This window comes from Micromonospora echinaurantiaca, assembly GCF_900090235.1.
GTDB classification, from domain to species: Bacteria; Actinomycetota; Actinomycetes; order Mycobacteriales; family Micromonosporaceae; genus Micromonospora; species Micromonospora echinaurantiaca.
On sequence record NZ_LT607750.1, the window covers coordinates 2,674,334 to 2,693,220 of the forward strand.

19 protein-coding genes are annotated in these 18,887 nt (G+C 74.4%); 8 read left to right on the forward strand and 11 right to left on the reverse strand.

What is annotated here, in order from left to right:
• Positions 1-48 precede the first annotated feature (48 nt).
• Positions 49-1,851, forward strand: coding sequence for a DEAD/DEAH box helicase (locus GA0070609_RS12305; protein ID WP_231928643.1), 1,803 nt, complete (start codon positions 49-51; stop codon positions 1,849-1,851).
• Between the two features lie 69 nt (positions 1,852-1,920).
• On the opposite strand, the gene lon is transcribed toward GA0070609_RS12305, so the two are convergent.
• The 5 genes from lon to GA0070609_RS12330 all read right to left on the reverse strand — a co-directional run bounded on the left by lon (position 1,921) and on the right by GA0070609_RS12330 (position 7,644).
• Positions 1,921-4,257 (reverse strand): endopeptidase La, encoded by a 2,337-nt coding sequence (gene lon / locus GA0070609_RS12310; RefSeq protein ID WP_088993938.1) that lies wholly within the window; start codon positions 4,255-4,257, stop codon positions 1,921-1,923.
• Positions 4,258-4,295: 38 nt separating this feature from the next.
• Positions 4,296-4,577, reverse strand: coding sequence for a hypothetical protein (locus tag GA0070609_RS12315; protein ID WP_088993939.1), 282 nt, complete (start codon positions 4,575-4,577; stop codon positions 4,296-4,298).
• Positions 4,578-4,746: 169 nt separating this feature from the next.
• Positions 4,747-5,898 (reverse strand): putative manganese transporter, encoded by a 1,152-nt coding sequence (locus GA0070609_RS12320; RefSeq protein WP_088993940.1) that lies wholly within the window; start codon positions 5,896-5,898, stop codon positions 4,747-4,749.
• A 69-nt stretch (positions 5,899-5,967) separates the two neighbouring features.
• Positions 5,968-6,837: a manganese catalase family protein gene (locus GA0070609_RS12325; RefSeq protein WP_088993941.1), complete on the reverse strand. Its 870-nt coding sequence runs from the start codon at positions 6,835-6,837 to the stop codon at positions 5,968-5,970.
• 84 nt (positions 6,838-6,921) lie between these two features.
• Entirely contained in the window at positions 6,922-7,644 is a 723-nt protein-coding gene (locus tag GA0070609_RS12330; protein ID WP_157748122.1) for a sensor histidine kinase, read from the reverse strand.
• A 63-nt stretch (positions 7,645-7,707) separates the two neighbouring features.
• Here GA0070609_RS12330 and GA0070609_RS12335 point away from each other — a divergent pair, with 63 nt between their 5' ends.
• Both GA0070609_RS12335 and GA0070609_RS12340 read left to right on the forward strand, forming a co-directional pair.
• Positions 7,708-8,349, forward strand: coding sequence for a response regulator (locus GA0070609_RS12335; protein ID WP_088993943.1), 642 nt, complete (start codon positions 7,708-7,710; stop codon positions 8,347-8,349).
• A gap of 137 nt (positions 8,350-8,486) precedes the next feature.
• Entirely contained in the window at positions 8,487-8,831 is a 345-nt protein-coding gene (locus tag GA0070609_RS12340; RefSeq protein WP_088993944.1) for a histone-like nucleoid-structuring protein Lsr2, read from the forward strand.
• Between the two features lie 160 nt (positions 8,832-8,991).
• On the opposite strand, the gene GA0070609_RS33840 is transcribed toward GA0070609_RS12340, so the two are convergent.
• Entirely contained in the window at positions 8,992-10,266 is a 1,275-nt protein-coding gene (locus GA0070609_RS33840) for a hypothetical protein (RefSeq protein WP_088993945.1), read from the reverse strand.
• A gap of 311 nt (positions 10,267-10,577) precedes the next feature.
• A complete protein-coding gene (locus tag GA0070609_RS12350) occupies positions 10,578-11,447 on the reverse strand; it encodes a hypothetical protein (protein WP_088993946.1) in 870 nt (289 codons plus the stop codon).
• A 227-nt stretch (positions 11,448-11,674) separates the two neighbouring features.
• On the opposite strand from GA0070609_RS12350, the gene GA0070609_RS12355 reads away from it, so the two are divergent.
• Positions 11,675-12,268, forward strand: coding sequence for a GNAT family N-acetyltransferase (locus GA0070609_RS12355; RefSeq protein WP_088993947.1), 594 nt, complete (start codon positions 11,675-11,677; stop codon positions 12,266-12,268).
• A 50-nt stretch (positions 12,269-12,318) separates the two neighbouring features.
• Here GA0070609_RS12355 and GA0070609_RS12360 read toward each other — a convergent pair whose 3' ends face one another.
• On the reverse strand, positions 12,319-13,206 hold the full coding sequence (locus GA0070609_RS12360) for a phytanoyl-CoA dioxygenase family protein (protein WP_088993948.1): 888 nt from the start codon (positions 13,204-13,206) through the stop codon (positions 12,319-12,321).
• Between the two features lie 162 nt (positions 13,207-13,368).
• Between GA0070609_RS12360 and GA0070609_RS12365 the strand changes: the two genes are divergently transcribed.
• Complete coding sequence (locus GA0070609_RS12365) at positions 13,369-14,097, forward strand: helical backbone metal receptor (protein ID WP_088993949.1); 729 nt, start codon at positions 13,369-13,371, stop codon at positions 14,095-14,097.
• Positions 14,098-14,108: 11 nt separating this feature from the next.
• Here GA0070609_RS12365 and GA0070609_RS12370 read toward each other — a convergent pair whose 3' ends face one another.
• Both GA0070609_RS12370 and GA0070609_RS12375 read right to left on the reverse strand, forming a co-directional pair.
• On the reverse strand, positions 14,109-15,059 hold the full coding sequence (locus GA0070609_RS12370; protein ID WP_088993950.1) for a TerC family protein: 951 nt from the start codon (positions 15,057-15,059) through the stop codon (positions 14,109-14,111).
• Between the two features lie 162 nt (positions 15,060-15,221).
• A complete protein-coding gene (locus tag GA0070609_RS12375) occupies positions 15,222-15,917 on the reverse strand; it encodes a CBS domain-containing protein (protein WP_088993951.1) in 696 nt (231 codons plus the stop codon).
• A gap of 214 nt (positions 15,918-16,131) precedes the next feature.
• Between GA0070609_RS12375 and GA0070609_RS12380 the strand changes: the two genes are divergently transcribed.
• Together GA0070609_RS12380 and GA0070609_RS12385 are read left to right on the forward strand one after the other, a co-directional pair.
• Positions 16,132-16,689: a DoxX family membrane protein gene (locus GA0070609_RS12380; protein ID WP_172899330.1), complete on the forward strand. Its 558-nt coding sequence runs from the start codon at positions 16,132-16,134 to the stop codon at positions 16,687-16,689.
• Positions 16,690-16,897: 208 nt separating this feature from the next.
• The gene (locus tag GA0070609_RS12385; protein WP_088993953.1) at positions 16,898-17,290 is read left to right on the forward strand and encodes an FKBP-type peptidyl-prolyl cis-trans isomerase; all 393 of its coding nucleotides are present in this window, start codon (positions 16,898-16,900) and stop codon (positions 17,288-17,290) included.
• 60 nt (positions 17,291-17,350) lie between these two features.
• On the opposite strand, the gene GA0070609_RS12390 is transcribed toward GA0070609_RS12385, so the two are convergent.
• The gene (locus tag GA0070609_RS12390) at positions 17,351-17,701 is read right to left on the reverse strand and encodes an STAS domain-containing protein (RefSeq protein WP_088993954.1); all 351 of its coding nucleotides are present in this window, start codon (positions 17,699-17,701) and stop codon (positions 17,351-17,353) included.
• Positions 17,702-17,863: 162 nt separating this feature from the next.
• On the opposite strand from GA0070609_RS12390, the gene GA0070609_RS12395 reads away from it, so the two are divergent.
• The gene (locus GA0070609_RS12395) at positions 17,864-18,883 is read left to right on the forward strand and encodes an SMP-30/gluconolactonase/LRE family protein (RefSeq protein ID WP_088993955.1); all 1,020 of its coding nucleotides are present in this window, start codon (positions 17,864-17,866) and stop codon (positions 18,881-18,883) included.
• The last annotated feature ends 4 nt before the right edge of the window (positions 18,884-18,887 follow it).

The window sequence follows — 18,887 nt, forward strand, 5'->3', positions numbered from 1 at the left end:
GTGCCGGTCGCCGCACCGCCCGCCCGGCGGTGATGAAAGGCTTGTCACATGAGTTCCGCACCCGTCCCGCCCGAACCACCCACCCGTCCCGCCGCCGACCCGGACACCGGGGCGGGTGCCTTCGCGGACCTCGGCCTGCGCGCCGAGCTGCTGAACGCGCTGACCGCGCTCGGCTACGAGGAGCCGACCCCGATCCAGCGGGAGGCGATCCCGCCGCTGCTGACCGGGCGCGACCTGCTGGGCCAGGCGGCGACCGGCACCGGCAAGACGGCCGCGTTCGCGTTGCCGCTGCTGCAACGGATGCCGCCGCAGCGCGTCGGCGGCGATCCGACGGCGCTGGTGCTGGTGCCCACCCGGGAACTCGCCGTGCAGGTGTCCGAGGCGTTCCACCGCTACGGCAAGGACCTGGGCACCCGGGTGCTGCCGATCTACGGCGGGCAGCCGATCGGCCGGCAGCTGCGCGCGTTGGACGCCGGGGTGGACGTGGTGGTGGCCACCCCCGGCCGGGCGCTGGACCACATCGCCCGGGGCACCCTGCGGCTGGGCGGGCTGGCCACCGTGGTGCTGGACGAGGCCGACGAGATGCTCGACATGGGCTTCGCGGAGGACATCGAGGCGATCCTGGAACACGCGCCGGAGCAGCGGCAGACGGTGCTCTTCTCGGCGACCATGCCGGCCCGCATCGACGGGATGGCCCGGCAGCACCTCACCGACCCGGTGCGCATCCTGATCGCCCGGGAGCAGCCGGTGGCCGGCGAGGCGCCCCGGGTGCGGCAGAGCGCGTACATCGTCGCCCGGGCGCACAAGCCGGCGGCGCTGGGCCGGGTGCTGGACGTCGAGTCGCCCACCGCGGCGATCGTGTTCTGCCGCAGCCGGGAGGAGGTGGACCGGCTCACCGAGACGATGAACGGGCGCGGCTACCGGGCCGAGGCGCTGCACGGCGGGATGAGCCAGGAGCAGCGCGACCGGGTGATGGGCCGGCTGCGCTCGGGCACCGCGGACCTGCTGGTGGCCACCGACGTGGCGGCCCGGGGCCTGGACGTCGAGCAGCTCACCCACGTGGTCAACTACGACGTGCCGTCGGCCCCGGAGTCGTACGTGCACCGGATCGGCCGGGTGGGCCGGGCCGGCCGGGAGGGCGTGGCGATCACCCTCGCCGAGCCGCGCGAGCACCGGATGCTCAAGACCATCGAGCGGGTGACCGGCCAGCGGATCGCCATCGACAAGATCCCGACGGTGGCCGACCTGCGCACCCGTCGGCTGGAGCTGACCCAGGCCGCGCTGCGGGAGAGCCTGCTGGAGGACGACCTCGACCCGTTCCGGGCCATCGTGGAGTCGCTGACCGACGAGTTCGACCTGGTCGAGGTGGCGCTCGCCGCGGTGCGGCTGGCGCACGAGGCGACCTCGCCGGGCGCGGCCGACGAGGAGGAGATCCCGCAGATCCCGGTGCGTGGCCCGCGGGAGGGGCGGCCCGACGGTGGCCGGGCCGAGCGGCGCGGCGGGCGGCCCCGCGCGGGCGGCATGACGCAGGTCTTCATCGGCCTGGGCCGGCGCGCCGGGGTGCGCCCGCAGGACCTGGTCGGGGCGATCACCGGGGAGACCCGGGTCAGCGGCCGGGACATCGGCTCGATCGAGATCGCCGACCGGTTCTCCCTCGTCGAGGTCCCGTACGCGGTGGCCGACGAGGTGATCGCCGGGTTGCGCGGCAGCACCATCAAGGGGCGGAAGGCGACCGTACGCCGCGACCGCGACGGCGACGGGGACGGGGACCGCCGGCCCGCCGGCGGCGCCGACCGGCGGCCGTACCGCGACGGCGACGGCGACCGGCGGCCGCGCCGGGACCGCTACTGAGGCCGTACGCCACGCGGCCCCCGGCCGTCGCGCGGTGCGACGGCCGGGGGCCGGGGGTGTCGGTGCCGGTCAGGCGGCGGCGAGCGCCGGTCCGTCCAGCGACTCCGAGTCGATCTCGGCCGGGCGCAGCGCCAGGGCGAGCACGTCGGCCACGTCGGCCAGGGTGTGGACGGTCAGCGCCTCGCGCACCTCGGCCGGCAGGTCGTCCAGGTCCGGCTCGTTGCGCTTCGGGATGATCACCTCGGTCAGGCCGGCCCGGTGCGCGGCGAGCAGCTTCTGCTTCACCCCGCCGATGGGCAGCACCCGGCCGGAGAGGGTCACCTCGCCGGTCATCCCGAACTCGGGCCGCACCGGTCGCCCGGTCACCAGGGAGGCCAGCGCGGTCACCATGGTGATGCCGGCGCTGGGACCGTCCTTGGGTACCGCGCCCGCCGGGAAGTGGACGTGGATCCGACGTCCGGCCAGGGCGTTCGGGTCGATGCCGAAGCGTCGCCCGTTCGACCGCAGGTACGACAGCGCGATGTGCGCGGACTCCTTCATCACGTCGCCGAGCTGGCCGGTCAGGGTCAGCCCCGGCTCGCCCTCCATGCTGGTCGCCTCGATGAAGAGCACGTCCCCACCGGCGCCGGTCACCGCCAGGCCGGTCGCCACGCCGGGCACGGCCGTCCGCTCCGCCGACTCCGGCGTGAACTTGGGCCGACCCAGGTAGCGGGCCAGGTTGTCGGTGTCCACCTCGACCGGGGACGGGTCGTCGGCCAGCGCGACCGTCACCTTGCGCAGGATCTTCGCCAGGGCCCGCTCCAGCTGCCGGACGCCGGCCTCCCGGGTGTACTCCCCCGCGATCCGGGCCAGCGCCTCGTCGGCCACGGTCACCTCGTCGGCGGTCAGCCCGGCCCGCTCCCGCTGCCGGGGCAGCAGGTGGTCGCGGGCGATGGCGACCTTCTCGTCCTCGGTGTACCCGTCCAGGGTGACCAGCTCCATCCGGTCCAGCAGCGGGCCGGGGATGGCCTCCACCACGTTCGCGGTGGCCAGGAAGAGCACGTCGGACAGGTCGAGGTCGACCTCCAGATAGTGGTCCCGGAAGGTGTGGTTCTGCGCCGGGTCGAGCACCTCCAGCAGCGCGGCGGCCGGGTCGCCGGAGTAGCCGGCGGCCAGCTTGTCCACCTCGTCGAGGAGCACCACCGGGTTCATCGAGCCGGCCTCGCGCAGCGCGCGGACGATCCGGCCGGGCAGCGCGCCGACGTAGGTGCGCCGGTGACCGCGGATCTCCGCCTCGTCCCGCACGCCGCCCAGGCTGACCCGGACGAAGTTGCGGCCCAGCGCCCGGGCGACGGACTCGCCGAGGCTGGTCTTGCCGACGCCGGGCGGGCCGGCGAGGGCGAGCACCGCGCCGGAGCCGCGCCCGCCGACCACGCCGAGGTTGCGCTCGGCCCGGCGGTTGCGCACCGCGAGGTACTCCAGGATGCGGTCCTTCACGTCGGCCAGGCCGGCGTGGTCGGCGTCGAGCACCGCGCGGGCCGCGGCCAGGTCGGTGTTGTCCTGGGTACGCGTGTTCCACGGCATCTCCAGGACGGTGTCCAGCCAGGTCCGGATCCAGCCCGCCTCCGGGGAGGCGTCGCTGGCCCGCTCCAGCTTGCCGACCTCGCGCAGCGCCGCCTCGCGGACCTTCTCCGGCAGGTCGGCGGCCTCGACCCGGGCCCGGTAGTCGGCCGAGCCGTCCGGCTCGTCCTCGCCGAGCTCCTTACGGATCGCGGCGAGCTGCTGGCGCAGCAGGAACTCCCGCTGCGACTTCTCCAGCCCCTCGCGGACGTCGTTGTTGATCTGCTCGGTGACCTCCTGCTCGGCCAGGTGCTCCTTCACCCAGCCGACCAGCAGCTCCAGCCGGGCGGTGACGTCCGGCGCGGCGAGCAGCTCGCTCTTCTGGTCCAGGCTCAGCCAGGGCGCGTACCCGGCGGAGTCGGCCAGCTCGGAGAGGTCGGTCATCCGCTCCATCGCGTCGATGACCTGCCAGGCGCCCCGCTGTTGCAGCACCGAGGTCATCAGGGCGCGGTACTCGCGGGCGAGTTCCCGGGCCCGGCCGGCGGGAGCGGGTTCGTGCAGTTCGGTCGCCTCGACCCAGAGGGCGGCGCCGGGCCCGGGCACGCCCGAGCCGATCCGCGCCCGGGACAGGCCGCGGATGACGGCGGCGGGCTCGCCGCTGGGCAGCCGGCCTACCTTCTCGATGGTGGCCACCGCGCCGACCGGGCCGTACTCGCCGTCGAGGCGGGGCACGGCCAGCAGTTTGCGGTCGCCGGTGGCGCGGGCCGCGTCGACCGCGGCCTGGGTGGTCGGGTCGAGGGTCACCGGGATGACCATGCCGGGCAGCAGCACGGCGTCGGTCAGGGGAAGTACCGGAAGAGTTGCCATCGAACACCTGCTATCGCGTTGTCTTGAGCCTGTCTCGCTCAAGTAACAAAGCGTTCCCCTTGTTCCGCTGTGTGACCCAGACCACGTCCGGCCGCCGGCCGGGCCGGTGCCCGCAGCAGGTCCCGCAGCAGTCCACCGCCACCGGCGACGGCGACCGCGAGCGGGATCGCCAGGCTGGTCAGGGCCAGTGCGGCGACGGTCGGGCCGGGCAGCCCGGCGAACCAGGCCAGCCCGGTCAGCGCGATGAAGACCAGCAGCTTGACCCGGGTCCGGGCGACCGGCACCAGGGCGGTCTGCGGGGTGGGCGCGGTGGCGGGCATCGGTACTCCCCTTTCCGGTTCGTCGCGCGAATCCGTCGCGCAGGCTCGTCGCGCAGGCTCGTCGCGCGCGTTCGTCGCGCAGGCTCGTCGCCCGGGTTCGTCGCGGAGGCTCGTCGCGCGGGTTCGTCGCGGAGGCTCGTCGCGCGGGCTCGTCGCGCGGGTTCGTCGCTCAGAGCAGGAGCAGCAGGGCGGCGCCGACGGCGGCCGCGGGAATGGTGGTGATCACGGTGGCCAGCGCGGCGGAGTGCCGGCGCATCGCGGCGAGCGGGATCAGGGCGTCGCCGTCCTGGCTGATCGCGTTGGCCACCAGGGTGGGCAGCGGCAGGCCGCCGCTGACGTAGAGACCGGTGAAGACGATCTGCACGGCGCAGCCCGGGATGAGTCCGATCGCCGCGCCGACCAGGACGCCGAGCAGCCCGGTGAGCGCCAGTTCGGATCCGTCGAAGCCGGTGCTGGTGGTGATCACCTGCCAGGCGAGGTACGCCACCGCCACCCAGACGGTGACGAAGGACGCCTCGTGCGCGCTGTGCCGCAGCGTCTCCCGGAACGACCGGGCCTGTGCCGTCTCCAGGGTGTCGTCGGCCAGCCGCCCCCGCCCGGCCGCGAAGATCAGCATGGCGGTCAGCGTGCCGAGCACCCCCAGCGCCAGGTACGGGTCGACGCCGCCCAGCCGGTCGGTCAGCGCCCCCGGATCGACCAGCTGGAACACCACCGGAACCGACACCAGGAACGCCGGCGTGGTCAGCCCCCAGAACGCGGTGGACGCCGGCACCCGGGGCAGCAGCCCGCCGAGCAGCCGGCGCGCACCGGCCAGGTCGGGTCCGCCCGCCGCGGCCAGGCCGGCCGGTACGCCGGCGGGCGCGGCGGCCAGGCCGACGGGCGCGGCGGCCGGCACACCGGCGGGCGCGCGCCGGCGCCGCACGGCGCGGGCCGGGTCGATGCCGAGCGCGTCGACGACGTAGCCGGTGACCAGGCCGACCGCGAAGAGCAGCAGGTGGATCTGGAGCGCGAACAGCGGGTTCCAGGCGATCACCACCCAGGACGAGTCACCCATGGTGGCCGCCAGCGCGGCGATCACGGTGCCGAAGGACACCTTCCCCCGGGCGTAGAGCGGCATCAGGATGATCGCCCCGCCACAGCCCGGGCTGACCCCGAGCAGCGCGCCGACCAGCGGGCCGAGCCGGCGACGGCGGGTCAGCCCGTCGGTGACCCGGTCGCCGTAACGCCAGCGCAGCCAGCCGAAGAGCGCGACCATCACGGCGACGTACACACCCACCTGCATGAACGCGTCCGCCAGCGGGCGGAGTACGAGTTCGGTCACAGCACACCTCCTCCGGGAACGGGCACCGCCGGACCGCCCGCCACACGCGGACGGTCCGGCGGCGGGCTGTCAGGTGACCTTGCTCTTGACCTTGTTGACCATGCCGCCGGCGATACTCGGGTTGGTGCCGTACAGCCGCGGGTCGCCGGGCGGGAGCACCGGCTCGGGCGCGTGCGCGCGCGGGCTGTGGTCGTAGCGGAACTCGCCCTTGCCGTCCGGCGCCGGTCCGGACGCCCAGCGGCCCTCGGCCGCGTCCGGACCCGGCGAGAAGTCCAGGTACGTGTAGCTGAACTGCTCGGTGAACTCCTTCGAGTCGGGGAACGCGTCCGGCACCGGCATCTCCTCCAGGCCGTCCTCCTTGAGCTGCTCGATGGCGGCCATCCACATGTTCTGGTGCATGGTGTCGCGGGCCAGCAGGAAGCGGAGCATCTGCTTGACGCCCGGGTCGTCGGTCATGTTGAACAGCCGGGAGACCTGGAGCCGCCCCTGCGCCTCGGCGGTCACATTGAGCTGGAAGTCGGCCATCAGGTTGCCGCTGGCGGTGATGAAGTTGCCGTTCCACGGCACCCCGGCGCTGTCCACCGGCAGCGCGCCGCCGCCGCCGTGGATGAAGTGCGCCGGGTTGGAGCCGCCGTAGATCGCCCCCACCATCGGGTTGTCGTCGGCGGCCTCCTGCAACGACAGCGGCGCGTTCTCCAGCAGCCGCGTGATCATGGTGGCGATCATCTCGACGTGGCCCATCTCCTCGGTGCCGACGTCGAGGAAGAGATCCTTGTACTTGCCGGGCAGGCGGCAGTTCCAGCCCTGGTAGAGGTACTGGTTGGCGACGGTCATCTCGCCCCACTTGCCGCCCAGGATCTCCTGGAGCCGGCGGGCGAACGCGGCGTCCGGGCCATCCGGCTTGGCCTCGAACTGCAGGTCCTTCATGTGGCTGAACACGGGTCCTCCTCGTGCCACTGGTTCGGTACGGAGGACAGTTCCCGCCGGGCTGACCCGCCCGGGCCAACCGGCGGCCCCGCCGGGTCAGGCCGTGGGGCTGGGCAGCAGCACCTCCAGCGCCACGCCGCGCGGGCGCAGCCGGTGCGCCCGTACCGTGCCGCCGTCGACGGCCAGCAGCCGCCGGACGATCCACAGCCCCAGGCCGGACATCCCGACGGCCGGCGCGGGTCGGCGCAGGGCCGCCAGCAACGCGTCGTCCACCCGCCCCTCGTCGGTGACCAGGATGCTCAACCCGGCCCGGCGCACCGAGGCGTAGATGCCGATCCGCCCGTCGGCCGGCCCGTGCCGCAGCGCGTTCTGCACCAGGTTCGCCAGCACCTGCCGGGTGCGGCCGGCCGGCACCGGGCAGGCGCCGGCCCGGCGGGTGACCCGCACCCGTCGCCGGTGCCGGGGCACCAGGACGGCGACCCCGCGGAGGATCTCCACCAGCGGCACGGTGGTCGGCTCGGGTTGCCCGGCGAGGGCCAGCGCGCCGGTGCTGGCCGCCGCGTCCCTGAGCAGGTCCTGCAGATGCGCGGCCTGGTCCCGGGCGAGTTCGCTGATCACCCGCCGGTCGTCGCCGGTCAGCCCGGGGCGGTCGGCGAGCGCCCGGGTCAGCGAGGTGAGGGTGCTGACCGGGGTACGGAACTCGTGGCAGAGCACCCGCAGCAGCAGCTCCGGGTCGCCCGGGACGGGTGGGGTGGCCGGACCCACGCCACCCCGCCGGAACCCGCGTAGCAACCCCTGGAAACCGTGCCGTCCGCGCATCGGTCCGCCTCCCCTCGTCCGGCCGCGCCGCATGATCGGTACCCGCTGGGGAAGGGACCAGACATGCCGAACCGCCCCACCCTCCGGCTGGCCGTGGTCGACGACCACCCGCTGTTCGTCCGGGGGCTGGAGCTGCTGCTGCCGGCGGCGACCGGCAAGCGGGCCGAGGTGGTGGGCTCCACCGGCGACGCCGCCTCGGCCGCCTCGCTGGTCAGCCGGTGCCTGCCCGACCTGGTCCTGGTCGACCTGCACATGCCACCGCCCGGTGGCATCCGCGCGGTGGCCGCGATCCGCCGGACCAGCCCCCGGGTCCGGGTGGTGGCGATGTCCGGCGGCGACGACCCGGAGCCCGCGCTGGACGCGCTGCGCGCCGGCGCCGAGGGTTTCCTGCCCAAGAGCGCCGAGCCGGAGGAGCTGCTGCCGCCGCTGCTGGCCATCCTCGACGGGTGGGCGGTGCTGCCGGGCGAACTGCTGCGGGCGCTGCTACGGCCGGTCCGTGCCGCGCCGGTCGATCTCGACCAGGAGGAGCGATGGCTGCTGCGGGCGATCGCCGCCGGCCGGAGCACGCTGGAGATCGCCGACGAGCTGCACGTCTCGGAACGGACGGTCAAGCGGATGACGGCGGCGCTGCTGCGCAAACTCCGGGTTTCCAGCCGGGCGGAGGCCGCCGCGCTGGCCGGCCACGCCGGTCTGCTCGGCGGGTGAACGAACCGCTTTCCCGGTCGCCGCGATTTGCACCGGGAAACGACCCGCCGAAATGAAAACAGCGGAATTGTTGCGGGTGCGCCGCGGGATGCGTCAAACTTTGACCACACCCCGCCGCACACAGGGAGTAATCGGCAATGGCAAGAAAAGTAATCACGGTGCTGACCGACGATCTCGACGGCGGAAAGGCCGACCGGACGGTCGAGTTCGGTCTCGACGGCGTGGCGTACACCATCGACCTCTCCGACGAGAACGCGGGAGTCCTCCGTAAGGCACTGGACCCGTACCTCGCCGCCGGCCGGCGGATCGGCCGGGGCGCCGCCGACACCGGCCGGGCACCCCGCCGCGCGAGCGGAACCGGCGCGGGAATGGATCGCGAGCAGAATCGCGCCATCCGGGAATGGGCCGTCAAGAACGGTTTCCAGATTTCCGAGCGGGGCCGGATCCCGGTCGAGGTCGTCGAGGCGTACAAGAACCGCTGAGCGGGGCGGGACGCAGGTCCCGCGGCGGCGGGGTCGGGCTGACGGACAGCCCGGCCCCGCCGCTCGCTGTGGGGTCCGGGTCGCCCGGGTGCGCGCCGGGACCGCCGCATCGGGACGGTGCGGAGGCGTCCGCTCCGCACCGCCCCGATCGCCGGTTCCGTCAGCTGACCTCGATGCGTACCGCGTCGAAGGCCGGGGTCTGGTTGGCCCGCTCCATCATCGGGATCCGGTGCGACCCGTCACCGGCCCACACCGCGCACTGGGCGATGCCGGACTCGGGCAGCCCCGGGATCTGGATGGTCACCTCGTCCGGCTCGGCGCCGCCGCGGCTGTCCTCGGTGGCGACGAAGAACGCGGGCACCTCCTGAGGCGCCGGCGGCTGGTCGAGGCTGTCCAGCATCCGGCAGGCGGTGTGGAAGTGGCCCCGGACCAGCCCCTGCTCGTTGAGCAGCGAACTCTCCACGTAGTAGCCGCCCTGGCCGGCGGCGAGGAAGCGGTCCCGGACCAGGTTCCGGGTGGAGACCCGGAGGGTGAACGGCTGGTTGGCGCCCACCTGCTCCGGGAAGTCGGTGATCAGCAGAGACGGGTTGTTCGCCGCGGCGCCGACCTCGCCGAACGCGGTGCTCACGCAGCGGTTACCGTTCTGGAAGCCGTCGTGCGGCTGCAGCTGGCTCTCGTCGCAGTCGTTCGCCAGCACGCCGAGCCCGGCACCCGGGCCGCCGTTGTTACCGCCGCCGTTGTCGCCGCCGCCACCGTTGTCGCCGCCACCGTTGTCGCCGCCACCGCCGTTGTCACCGCCACCGTTGTTGCCGCCGCCGTTGCCGGTCGGCTGCACCTGGCACTCGGCGAGCTGGCGCAGCCCCTGCGGACGCGGCCCGAACCGGTCGATAGCCGTGGTGATCCGGTCCAGCGTCGCCCGCCGCTTGCCGGCCAGCGGCTGCAGGATCGCGTTGCGGATGAAGGCCTCGCCCCGGTCGCCCTCGGCGGCGAGCCGGCGGTCGGCCTCGGCGATCTGGGTCTGCAGCAGGTTCAGGTTGCGCTCCACCTCGGCGCGCGCCCGACGGGGCACCTCCGGGAGCTGGCCGGCCACATCGGGACAGGCGACCGCGGAACCGCCGTTGGGTGCCTCGCCCTCGCGGACGTCCTGGCACTCCTCGACCGTCTGCTGACCGTCGCCCCAGTGGTTGCGCACCCACCGGCCGTTCTGCCAGGTGCGCGTGGTGCCGTCCCGCCCGCTCGGCGCGGTTGCCCCGGGGCTGGGCGCCACGCAGGCCGCGGCCGCCGGCCGGGTCCGATTCGACCGCCGGTCCTCGGCCGACGAGATCTGGGTCACGGCGACGACGCCGCCGAAGACCGCGAGCGTGCCGACGACGGCCAGCAACCGCTTGCTCCGCGCGTTACCGGATGACCGGCGCGCCCGTGTGGACCTGCGCATCGAATTGCACTCCTTCTCGATCCGGTACTTGATTCGTGACCTCGGCGGACCGACGGAATTGAGGTGGCACGCCCCGGCGGAAACCGTCCGGGCGGACCGGTGGCATGTCGACGACCGACGATGCCCTTTCCGCACCGTCTCCCGCGTCCGGTGACGCGGATGGGGAGATCCTGTCCATTCCCGCAGGAGTACGAAGCGGCAGCCGTCACGGTTCAATGCGGATCGGACAAAAATTCGCGGCCGGTCACGACGGCCGCACCGGAGATTCGGTCGGTGCCGGAACGCACCGGGCGCCCCGGTGGACGGAGGAATCAGTCCACGCAGAGGTGGTCGAAGGCGAAGCCGTTCACCAGTTCGTCGCGCCGCGCCCGCAGGCCGCGGATCTCGGCGCGCAACTCGTCGCGGGAGACCAGCGCCGGCGCGTCGTCGTCCAGCCCGGCCAGCCGCTCGCCGACGGCGACCGCCGCCAGGTCCTCGGCGAGCCGGGCGGCGTCCACGCCGCAGGAGAAGCGGTGCTCCCAGACCGACACCCGCTCCACCAGGCAGGCGCCGGGGCGCACCTCGACCCAGCTCCAGCCCTCGGCCGGCCCGTCCTTCCAGGTCACGTGCAGCCCGCGCACGATCGGGTCGGCCAGCCGACGGGCCACGTACGCCTCCACGGCCGCGGCCCGGGCCAGCGCGCCGAGGTCGTTGACAGGCCCGGTCCGGCCGTCCGGCAGCCGGCCGAGGATGTCTCGGAAGCCGACCGCCGTCTCCCCCGGCAGGCCGCCCTCGGCGTACCCGCGCGCGTCGATCACGTACGCCACGATCCGCCGGCCGTGGTCGGCTGCCCGCAGCGTCGGCGACTCGATCCGCAGCACCTCCAGGCCGACGGCCGCGCCGACCGCGTTCCTCATCCGCTCGGTGCGCTGGGCCGCGGAGCCGGCCGGCGCGGGTGGGCCGATCTCGACGGCGAACAGCGGCCGGCCGCTGTCGCCGGCGCAGACCACGAAGTCGACCCCCGCCCGGATGGCGGTGCTCCACTGGTGGCCGGTGATGCCCGGCGGACGGCGCTGCACCAGGTCGCCCATCCGGCGGTCGGCATGCACGACCTGCCCACCCCGGGTCAGCACCGGTGCGCGGCCGTCGTCGGTCGGGATCGCGCGCAGCCAGGAGGTGTGGTCACTACCGGTGCTCGTCATCGCCTGATCCATCCGTCGTCCGTGGGCCGGCCCGAGTCTAGGCCGTCGATCATGGTCGTCGCCTCGTCGGTGCGGCCGAGGCCACCCGAGCCGGACGCGGCGCACGCGTCGGCCAGGACGAGCACGACGGGCCACCGCGCACCGGCCGGCCGGCGGCCCGTGCGGCACCGTGGGCCCGTCGGGCAAAACCGGTTGAGCCCCGCGCGTGGCCGGGCTGGGATGGGCCGGTGACCGTATTCCTCACCACCGGGCGGCTGGTGCTGCGCGAGTTCACCGAGGCCGACGCGGACCTGCTGGTCGAGCTGGACGGCGACGCCGAGGTGATGCGCTATCTGACCGGCGGCCGCCCCACCCCGCCGGAGGTGGTCCGGGACCGGACCCTGCCGGCGATCCTCGCGCTCTACCGGCGGCCGCCGGGCCTCGGCTTCTGGGCGGCCGTGGACCGGGCCGACGGCGGCTTCCTCGGTTGGTTCGAGTTCCGCCCGACCCGGGACGGCGACGTCCGCGAGGTGGAACTCGGCTACCGGCTGCGCCGCCCGGCGTGGGGCGCCGGCCGGGCCACCGAGGGCTGCCGGGCCCTGGTCGACAAGGGCTTCACCGAGTTGGGCGTGCAGCGGGTCACGGCGAACACCATGGCGGTCAACTCGGCCTCGCGCCGGGTGATGGAGAAGGTGGGTCTGCGGCACGTGCGCACCTACCACGGGGACTGGCCAGAGGCGATTCCCGGCTCCGAGCACGGCGAGGTCGAGTACGCCCTGACCCGCGACCAGTGGCGCGCCGACCGCGACCGCGTCGGCCCGGCGGCCGGCCGGACCACCTGAGCGTCCGCAGCGACCCGGCCCGCCGGTCGGATCGGGGCGCCCGGTCGGGATCACTCGGCGCCCATCACCAGACCCTCGATGGTGTGCTTCTGCCGGATGGGCACCAGGGTGTCCACCACCGGACACGGCAGGTGGGCGCGGACCAGCTCGGGCAGGCTGGCCCAGTAGCCCCTGGTGACCGCCAGGTCGTGGTGGCCCGCATTGCCGGCGCCGGGCGCGTCCACGCCGAGCACCAGCACCGGACGGGCCAGCGACGACACGTTCGGGGTGCCGCGGTGGATGGTGAGCGCCGACCGCGCGGAGATGTCGCCGCGCCGCGGGTACTTGCGCACCGCACGCCGCTCGTAGCGCGGGTGGCGCTCCTTCGGCGGAAACATCTCGTGGTCGAAGTCCCGGCCGTCGTCCCACTGGGTGCCCGGAGCGATCTCGAACGGGCCCATCTCCTCCGCCGTGTCCACGGTGGTCAGGTTGAACGCGAGCGAGGTCAGCCGGCGCTGTCGGCGGGTGTCCTCCGGCATCGGGAAGTCGCGGTGCCACGGCTGCATGGCCGCACCGGGGAACGGGATGTCGAAACCCAGCTCGACGATCTCGTAGTCGGGGCCGAGGGCCGCCCGGCAGACCGCCACCACCCAGGGGTGGGTGACCAGGTCGACGAAGCCGCGCAGCTGTTCCGGGTGGATCTCGACGTACCAGCGCTCCGGGCCCCGCCCGACCGCGCCGTCCGGCCGGGAGCGCGCCTCGCGGAAGGCCACGTCGATGTCCTCGCCGACCCGGTCCACCCAGTCCACCGAGAACGCGCCCGGGCACGCCGTGATGCCGTCGCGGTAGAGGTCGCCGAGCGCCTCGACGGGCACGTCATCGTCGGGGAACCGGTCGGTGCCGACGCGGGTGTCGGACTGCCCGGCGCGCGGTGCGGGTGGACCGGAGTGGGGCCTCATCGGGATCCTCCTGGTGGGTCGACGCGAGTATTCCAACGTTGTAGAGCACTGACAAGTGGGCCGGGCCGGTAGGTGCTCAGGGGTCCCCGGCCGGCGCCGGCGCGGACCCCGACCGGCGGGTCCGGCATGATCGGCCACGGCGGGCACACGAGGGGGTACGGGATGCGGGTGGTGTCGCTGGTGCCGTCGCTGACCGAGGCGGTGGCCGCCACCCTGCCCGGGCTGCTGGTCGGCGCCACCGACTGGTGCACCCACCCGGCGGGGCTGGACGTGGCCCGGGTCGGCGGTAGCAAGTACCCGGACCTGGACCGGGTGCTCGCCCTGCGGCCGGACGTGGTGCTGCTCAACGTCGAGGAGAACCGCCGCGCCGACGCGGACGCGCTGACCGCGGCCGGGGTGCCGGTGCGGATCACCTACCCGCGCACGGTGGACGCGGCGCTGGCCGAACTGGCCGAACTGCTGGCCGAGCTGGGCGCCTCGACCGAACCCGACTGGCTGCTCGCCGCCCGCCGGGCCTGGGCGGAGCTGCCCGCGCTCCCCGCCCGCCGGGCCGTGGTGCCGGTCTGGCGCAAACCGTGGGTGGTGCTCGGCGCGGGCACCTTCGCCGGCGACGTGCTGCGCCGGCTCGGCGTACACAACGTCTACGCCGGCCACGCCGAGCGCTATCCCCGCCCCGCCCTGGACGAGCTGCGTGCGCACCCGCTCGACCTGGTGGTGCTGCCAGACGAGCCGTACCGGTTCACCGAGCGGGACGGGCCGGAGGCGTTCCCCGGCGTCCCCTGCGCCCTGCTCTCCGGGCGGCACCTGACCTGGTACGGCCCGTCGCTGGCCGAAGCTCCGGCGGTGCTGGCCGGTCAGCTGGCCCGCCCGGTGACCTGCCCGCCCGGCTGAGCGGCGGCCGCCTAACCTCCCGGGGGGCGGCGCTCGCGGCGGGCGGTGACGACGCTCCAGCCGATCGAGATCGACAGGGTCACCACCACCACGGCCAGGGTGATCCAGACCGGCAGCTTCCCGACCGGGGTCTCGGACAGGATCAGCTTCAGCCCGGCGAAGGCCAGCAGCACGGCCAACCCGTACCGCAGGTAGCCGAAGTGGCGCAGCAGGCCGGCCAGGCAGAAGTAGAGGCTGCGCAGGCCCAGCACAGCGAAGGCGGTGGCGGTCCAGACGATGAAGGTGTTGGTGGTGATGGCCAGGATCGCGGCCACCGAGTCGATCGCGAAGATCACGTCGGTGGCCTCGATGGCGACCAGCGCCACCAGCAGCAGGGTGGCGTGGCGTCGGCTGCCTACCCGTACGAGGAAGCGGTTGCCGTGGAAGCGGGGCTCGGTCGGCACCAGCCGGCGGAACACCCGCACCGCGACGTTGTGGTCCGGGTCGACGTCCGGCTCGCCGCGCACCGCGAGCCGCCAGCCGGTCCAGATCAGGAAGGCGCCCAGGACGAACCCGACCCAGGCCAGCCGGTGCAGCAGCTCCGCGCCGGCGAAGATGAAGACCAGCCGGAAGCCGAGCGCCCCGATCACGCCCCAGAACAGCGCCTTGTGCTGGTAGCCGGCGGGCACCTGGAAGTAGCGGAAGAGCAGCGCGAAGACGAAGACGTTGTCCACCGACAGCGCCTTCTCCAGCAGGTAGCCCGAGTAGTAGGCCAGCGCCGGCTCACCGCCGCGCCAGAGCCAGATCAGCAGGCCGAAGGCGAGCCCGGCGGTGATCCAGACCGCGCTCCACGCCAGCGCCTCGCGCAGTTCGATGACGTGGTCGCCGCGGTGGGAGAACATGTCCACCGCGAGCATGGCGGCGAGCACTCCGGCGACCGCCAGCCAGGCCCACAGCGGTGCCGTGAACGTCGCCTCGTCCACCCGGCGCCCTCCGCATCCGTGCCGGCGGCTCTGTGCACGCGTGACGCGCGGCGGCGGCACCGGAGACGCGTCGTACCGAGCGTAGGCGAGCGGCGCGGTGCCCGACGGTGGTCCGGCGAAGTCCGCGGGCCCCGCCCGGGCGGGGCGGGGCCCGGGAACCGGTCAGGCCACCGGGGTGACCTGGCCGTCCACCTCCACCAGGGCGTGGTCGTCCACGTCGTACGCGATCATGTTCGTCACCCGCACCACGCCGCTGACCTGCCCGGCCAGCCGCCCGGCCAGCTCGACGGCAGTACGCCGGTCGAGCCGGCCGTCCAGGGTCACCTCGCCGTCGCGGACCCGCACGGTGACCAGGCCGTCCCGGATCGCGAGCACCCGGCGCAGCACCTCCTGGACGACGTCCTCGCGGATCTCGGCGTCCGTGCGCAGGTGCACCCGCAGCAGGTCGCCCCGGGTGACGATGCCGACCAACCGGCCCAGGTCGTCGAGCACCGGCAGCCGCTTGACCTGCTCGCGGTCCAGCAATCGGGCGGCGGCGGACAGGCTCACGCCCGGGTAGGTGGTCACCGGCGGAGCGGTCATCAGGTCCCGGGCCAGCAGCGCGTCGGCCTTCTCCCGCGCGCTGCGCCGGCGCCGGCCGGCGAAGACCCGCCGCTCGTCCGGGTGCCCGGCGCGTTCGATCTTGTGCAGCAGATCCGCCTCGGACACCACACCGAGCACCCGACGGAAGCGGTCCACCACCGGCACGGCGCTGATGCCGCGCCGGACCAGCACGTCGACGATCGCCCGGTACGGGGTTTCCTCGTCCACCGTCGCGACGTCCCGGGTCATCACGTCGCCCACCTGCCATGTCCTCATCACGACCTCCTCGCCGCTGTCACCGGCGACGCTACGGCCGCCTCCGGCGCCGGGTCAGGGTCGCGGGACCGGTACCCACCCGGCCGAGTGGACCGGTGCGACCGGGGTCCAAAGTCCCGGTCGGTTCGGGCCCGGTCGGCCCTGACCCGGCGCCCGGACCGGGGCGTCCAATGGAGATGCCACCGGGAAGCGCGGTGCGAAGCACGGAAGGGACGTGGAGACAATGACCGCGACGATCAAGCGGACCACCGCAGAGACCACCGCTCCGGTGACCGAGACCCGCCGGGAGCGGGCCACCCGCTACCTGCTCGCCGGCCTCCGGCTGGCGCTGGGCTGGGTCTTCCTCTGGGCCTTCCTGGACAAGCTGTTCGGCCTGGGCCTGGCCACCGAGGCGAAGAACGCCTGGCTCGACGGGGGCAGCCCGACCAAGGGCTTCCTCAGCTTCGGCGCCACCGGCCCGTTCCAGGACTTCTACCAGGGCATCGCCGGCGCGGCCTGGGCCGACTGGCTTTTCATGATCGGTCTGGCCGCCATCGGCACCGCGCTCATCCTCGGCATCGGGGTGCGCGTCGCCGCCGCCGCGGGCGGGCTGCTCCTGGTCATGATGTGGACGGCCGTGCTGCCCCCCGAGAACAACCCGTTCATGGACGACCACCTCATCTACGCCGCCGTGCTCGCGGTGCTCGCCCTGGTCAACGCCGGCGACACCTGGGGCCTCGGCCGGATGTGGGCCCGGCTCCCGATCGTCCAGCGGTACGGCTGGCTGCGGTAGCCGACCCGGTAACCCTCTCCCCTCGGCGGGCGTCACCACCGGTGACGCCCGCCGATCCGTGCGCCCGAGTGACGGGCTGAGCGGCTGGGCGGCGGGTCGGAGCGGGTGTGGTGCGGCGGCACGCGGGTCCGCCGGGCATCGGCGGGCCGCTATCCGGCAGGATCGGCGGTGACCGGACATCACGACCAGTACGGCAGGAGACTCGCGAATGAACCAGGCAGCAGGCGCCCGCCCGGGCAAGCCCGAGGTGGGTCCGATCGAGGGCGCGCCGCCGGCCGACCTCGTGATCGAGGACATCACCGTCGGCGAGGGCCCGGAGGCCCGGCCGGGCCAGCAGGCCAACGTGCACTACGTGGGGGTGGCGCACTCCACCGGCCGTGAGTTCGACGCGTCGTGGAACCGCGGTGAGGCGTTCGAGTTCCCGCTCGGCGGCGGACGGGTCATCGCCGGCTGGGACCAGGGCGTGGTCGGGATGCGGGTCGGCGGCCGGCGTCGGCTGACCATCCCGCCGCACCTGGGCTACGGCGACCGGGGGGCCGGCGGCGTCATCAAGCCGGGCGAGACCCTCGTCTTCGTCGTCGACCTGCTCGGCGTCCGCTGACCGGCTGAACCCGCGCGGCCGGGGCGGTGACACCCGTCGCCGACCCCGGCCGCGACCCGCTCAGCAGGCCACCAGCTCGCGGTCGGGGCACGGGTCGACGATCGGGATGACCCGGTGCAGCCCGGTGGCGCGCAGCACCCGGTGGACCGTCGGGTCGGGACCGACCAGCACCAGCTCGCCGCCCCGGGCCCGGATCCGCAGGTGCGCGGCGACCAGCGCGCGCACCCCGGCGGCCGAGAGCACCCGTACGCCGGAGAGATCGACCCGCAGCACCGACCGGGCCGGGGCGGCCCAGAGGGCGGACCGCAACGCGCCGACGGTGGCGATGTCGACCTCGCCGGTCACCCGCACCTCCACCGCGTGATCAGCCGCGCTGATCTGCACGTGGAGGCGGTCGTCGCGTTGTCCCATGCCGTCGAATCTAGCCGGCACCCCTGACAGTTCCGACCTGCCGCGGGCCGAATCCGGGTACGCCCAGGGTTCGACCCCGAGGCTGCCGGGATCCCCCTCAGGGATGAGGTTCCCGACCGCTCGGGGGCGGCGCGGAGGGCATCGGCGGACGAGAATGGCCGGATGGTCGTCCCCCGCCCGCGCGCGCCCTGGCTGATCCGTCCGGTCCGCGAGCCGGCCACCGTGCCGCCGCCGCTCGACGGGCCGTGGGCCCCGACTGACACCCGGCTCGACGCCGCCGAGCTGCTGCCCCTGCCCGCCGGGGCCACCGGCCCGGAGGACGTGCTGGTCGACCCGGCCGGGCGGCTGGTCAGCGGCGCCGAGGACGGCCGGCTCTGGTGGTGGCCGGTCGACGCGCCGCCGGGCACCGGCCCCCGGCTGCTCGCCGAGACCGGCGGCCGGCCGCTCGGCATCGAGCTGGACCCGCGCGACGGCAGTCTGGTGGTCTGCGACGCGTACCGGGGGCTGCTGCGGGTCACCCCGGACGGGGCGGTACGGGAGCTGACCGGCGTCGGGGCGCGTCCGCACCTGGCCGACAACGCCGCCGTCGCCCGTGACAGCACCGTCTACTTCACCGACTCGTCGTACCGCTTCCCGGTCTCGCACTGGAAGCGGGACCTGCTGGAGCACCGGCCGAACGGGCGGGTGCTGGCCTACCACCCGGGCACCGGGCGCACCGAGGTGGTCCGGGACGGGCTGTACTTCCCCAACGGGATCGCGCTGACCCCGGACGAGTCGGCGCTGATGCTGGTGGAGACCGCCACCCACCGGCTGGTCCGGCTCACCCTGCCGGACGCCGAGGTCACCGTGCTGGCCGACCTGCCGGCGTACCCGGACAACCTGACCGGGGTCGGCGACGGGACGTACTGGATCGCACTGCCCAGCCCTCGGCTGGCGGCGATGGAGCGGCTGCTGCCCCACCCGCGGCTGCGTCAGCTGGTCGCGCTGCTGCCGGCGGCGGTGCAGCCGAAGCCGCTGCGCTACGGCCTGGTCGCGCTGGTCGACGGCGCCGGGCGGGTGTTGCGTACGCTGCACGGCCCGCGCGGTGGGTACCACATGATCACCGGCGTCCGGCAGCACGGCGACCAGCTCTGGCTGGGCAGCCTCACCGCGACCGGGGTGGCCCGGGTTCCGCTGGCCTGAGCCG

Excerpts from the sequence above, each read along its gene's own strand:
- GA0070609_RS12315 (WP_088993939.1), bottom strand. The coding sequence starts at position 4,577 with ATGCCCGCCACCGCGCCCACCCCGCAGACCGCCCTGGTGCCGGTCGCC.
- lon (WP_088993938.1), bottom strand. The coding sequence starts at position 4,257 with ATGGCAACTCTTCCGGTACTTCCCCTGACCGACGCCGTGCTGCTGCCC.
- GA0070609_RS33840 (WP_088993945.1), bottom strand. The coding sequence starts at position 10,266 with ATGCGCAGGTCCACACGGGCGCGCCGGTCATCCGGTAACGCGCGGAGC.
- GA0070609_RS12365 (WP_088993949.1), top strand. The coding sequence starts at position 13,369 with ATGCGGGTGGTGTCGCTGGTGCCGTCGCTGACCGAGGCGGTGGCCGCC.
- GA0070609_RS12330 (WP_157748122.1), bottom strand. The coding sequence starts at position 7,644 with ATGCGCGGACGGCACGGTTTCCAGGGGTTGCTACGCGGGTTCCGGCGG.
- GA0070609_RS12350 (WP_088993946.1), bottom strand. The coding sequence starts at position 11,447 with ATGACGAGCACCGGTAGTGACCACACCTCCTGGCTGCGCGCGATCCCG.
- GA0070609_RS12390 (WP_088993954.1), bottom strand. The coding sequence starts at position 17,701 with ATGGGACAACGCGACGACCGCCTCCACGTGCAGATCAGCGCGGCTGAT.
- GA0070609_RS12305 (WP_231928643.1), top strand. The coding sequence starts at position 49 with ATGAGTTCCGCACCCGTCCCGCCCGAACCACCCACCCGTCCCGCCGCC.
- GA0070609_RS12395 (WP_088993955.1), top strand. The coding sequence starts at position 17,864 with ATGGTCGTCCCCCGCCCGCGCGCGCCCTGGCTGATCCGTCCGGTCCGC.
- GA0070609_RS12385 (WP_088993953.1), top strand. The coding sequence starts at position 16,898 with ATGAACCAGGCAGCAGGCGCCCGCCCGGGCAAGCCCGAGGTGGGTCCG.
- GA0070609_RS12340 (WP_088993944.1), top strand. The coding sequence starts at position 8,487 with ATGGCAAGAAAAGTAATCACGGTGCTGACCGACGATCTCGACGGCGGA.
- GA0070609_RS12335 (WP_088993943.1), top strand. The coding sequence starts at position 7,708 with ATGCCGAACCGCCCCACCCTCCGGCTGGCCGTGGTCGACGACCACCCG.
- GA0070609_RS12360 (WP_088993948.1), bottom strand. The coding sequence starts at position 13,206 with ATGAGGCCCCACTCCGGTCCACCCGCACCGCGCGCCGGGCAGTCCGAC.
- GA0070609_RS12375 (WP_088993951.1), bottom strand. The coding sequence starts at position 15,917 with ATGAGGACATGGCAGGTGGGCGACGTGATGACCCGGGACGTCGCGACG.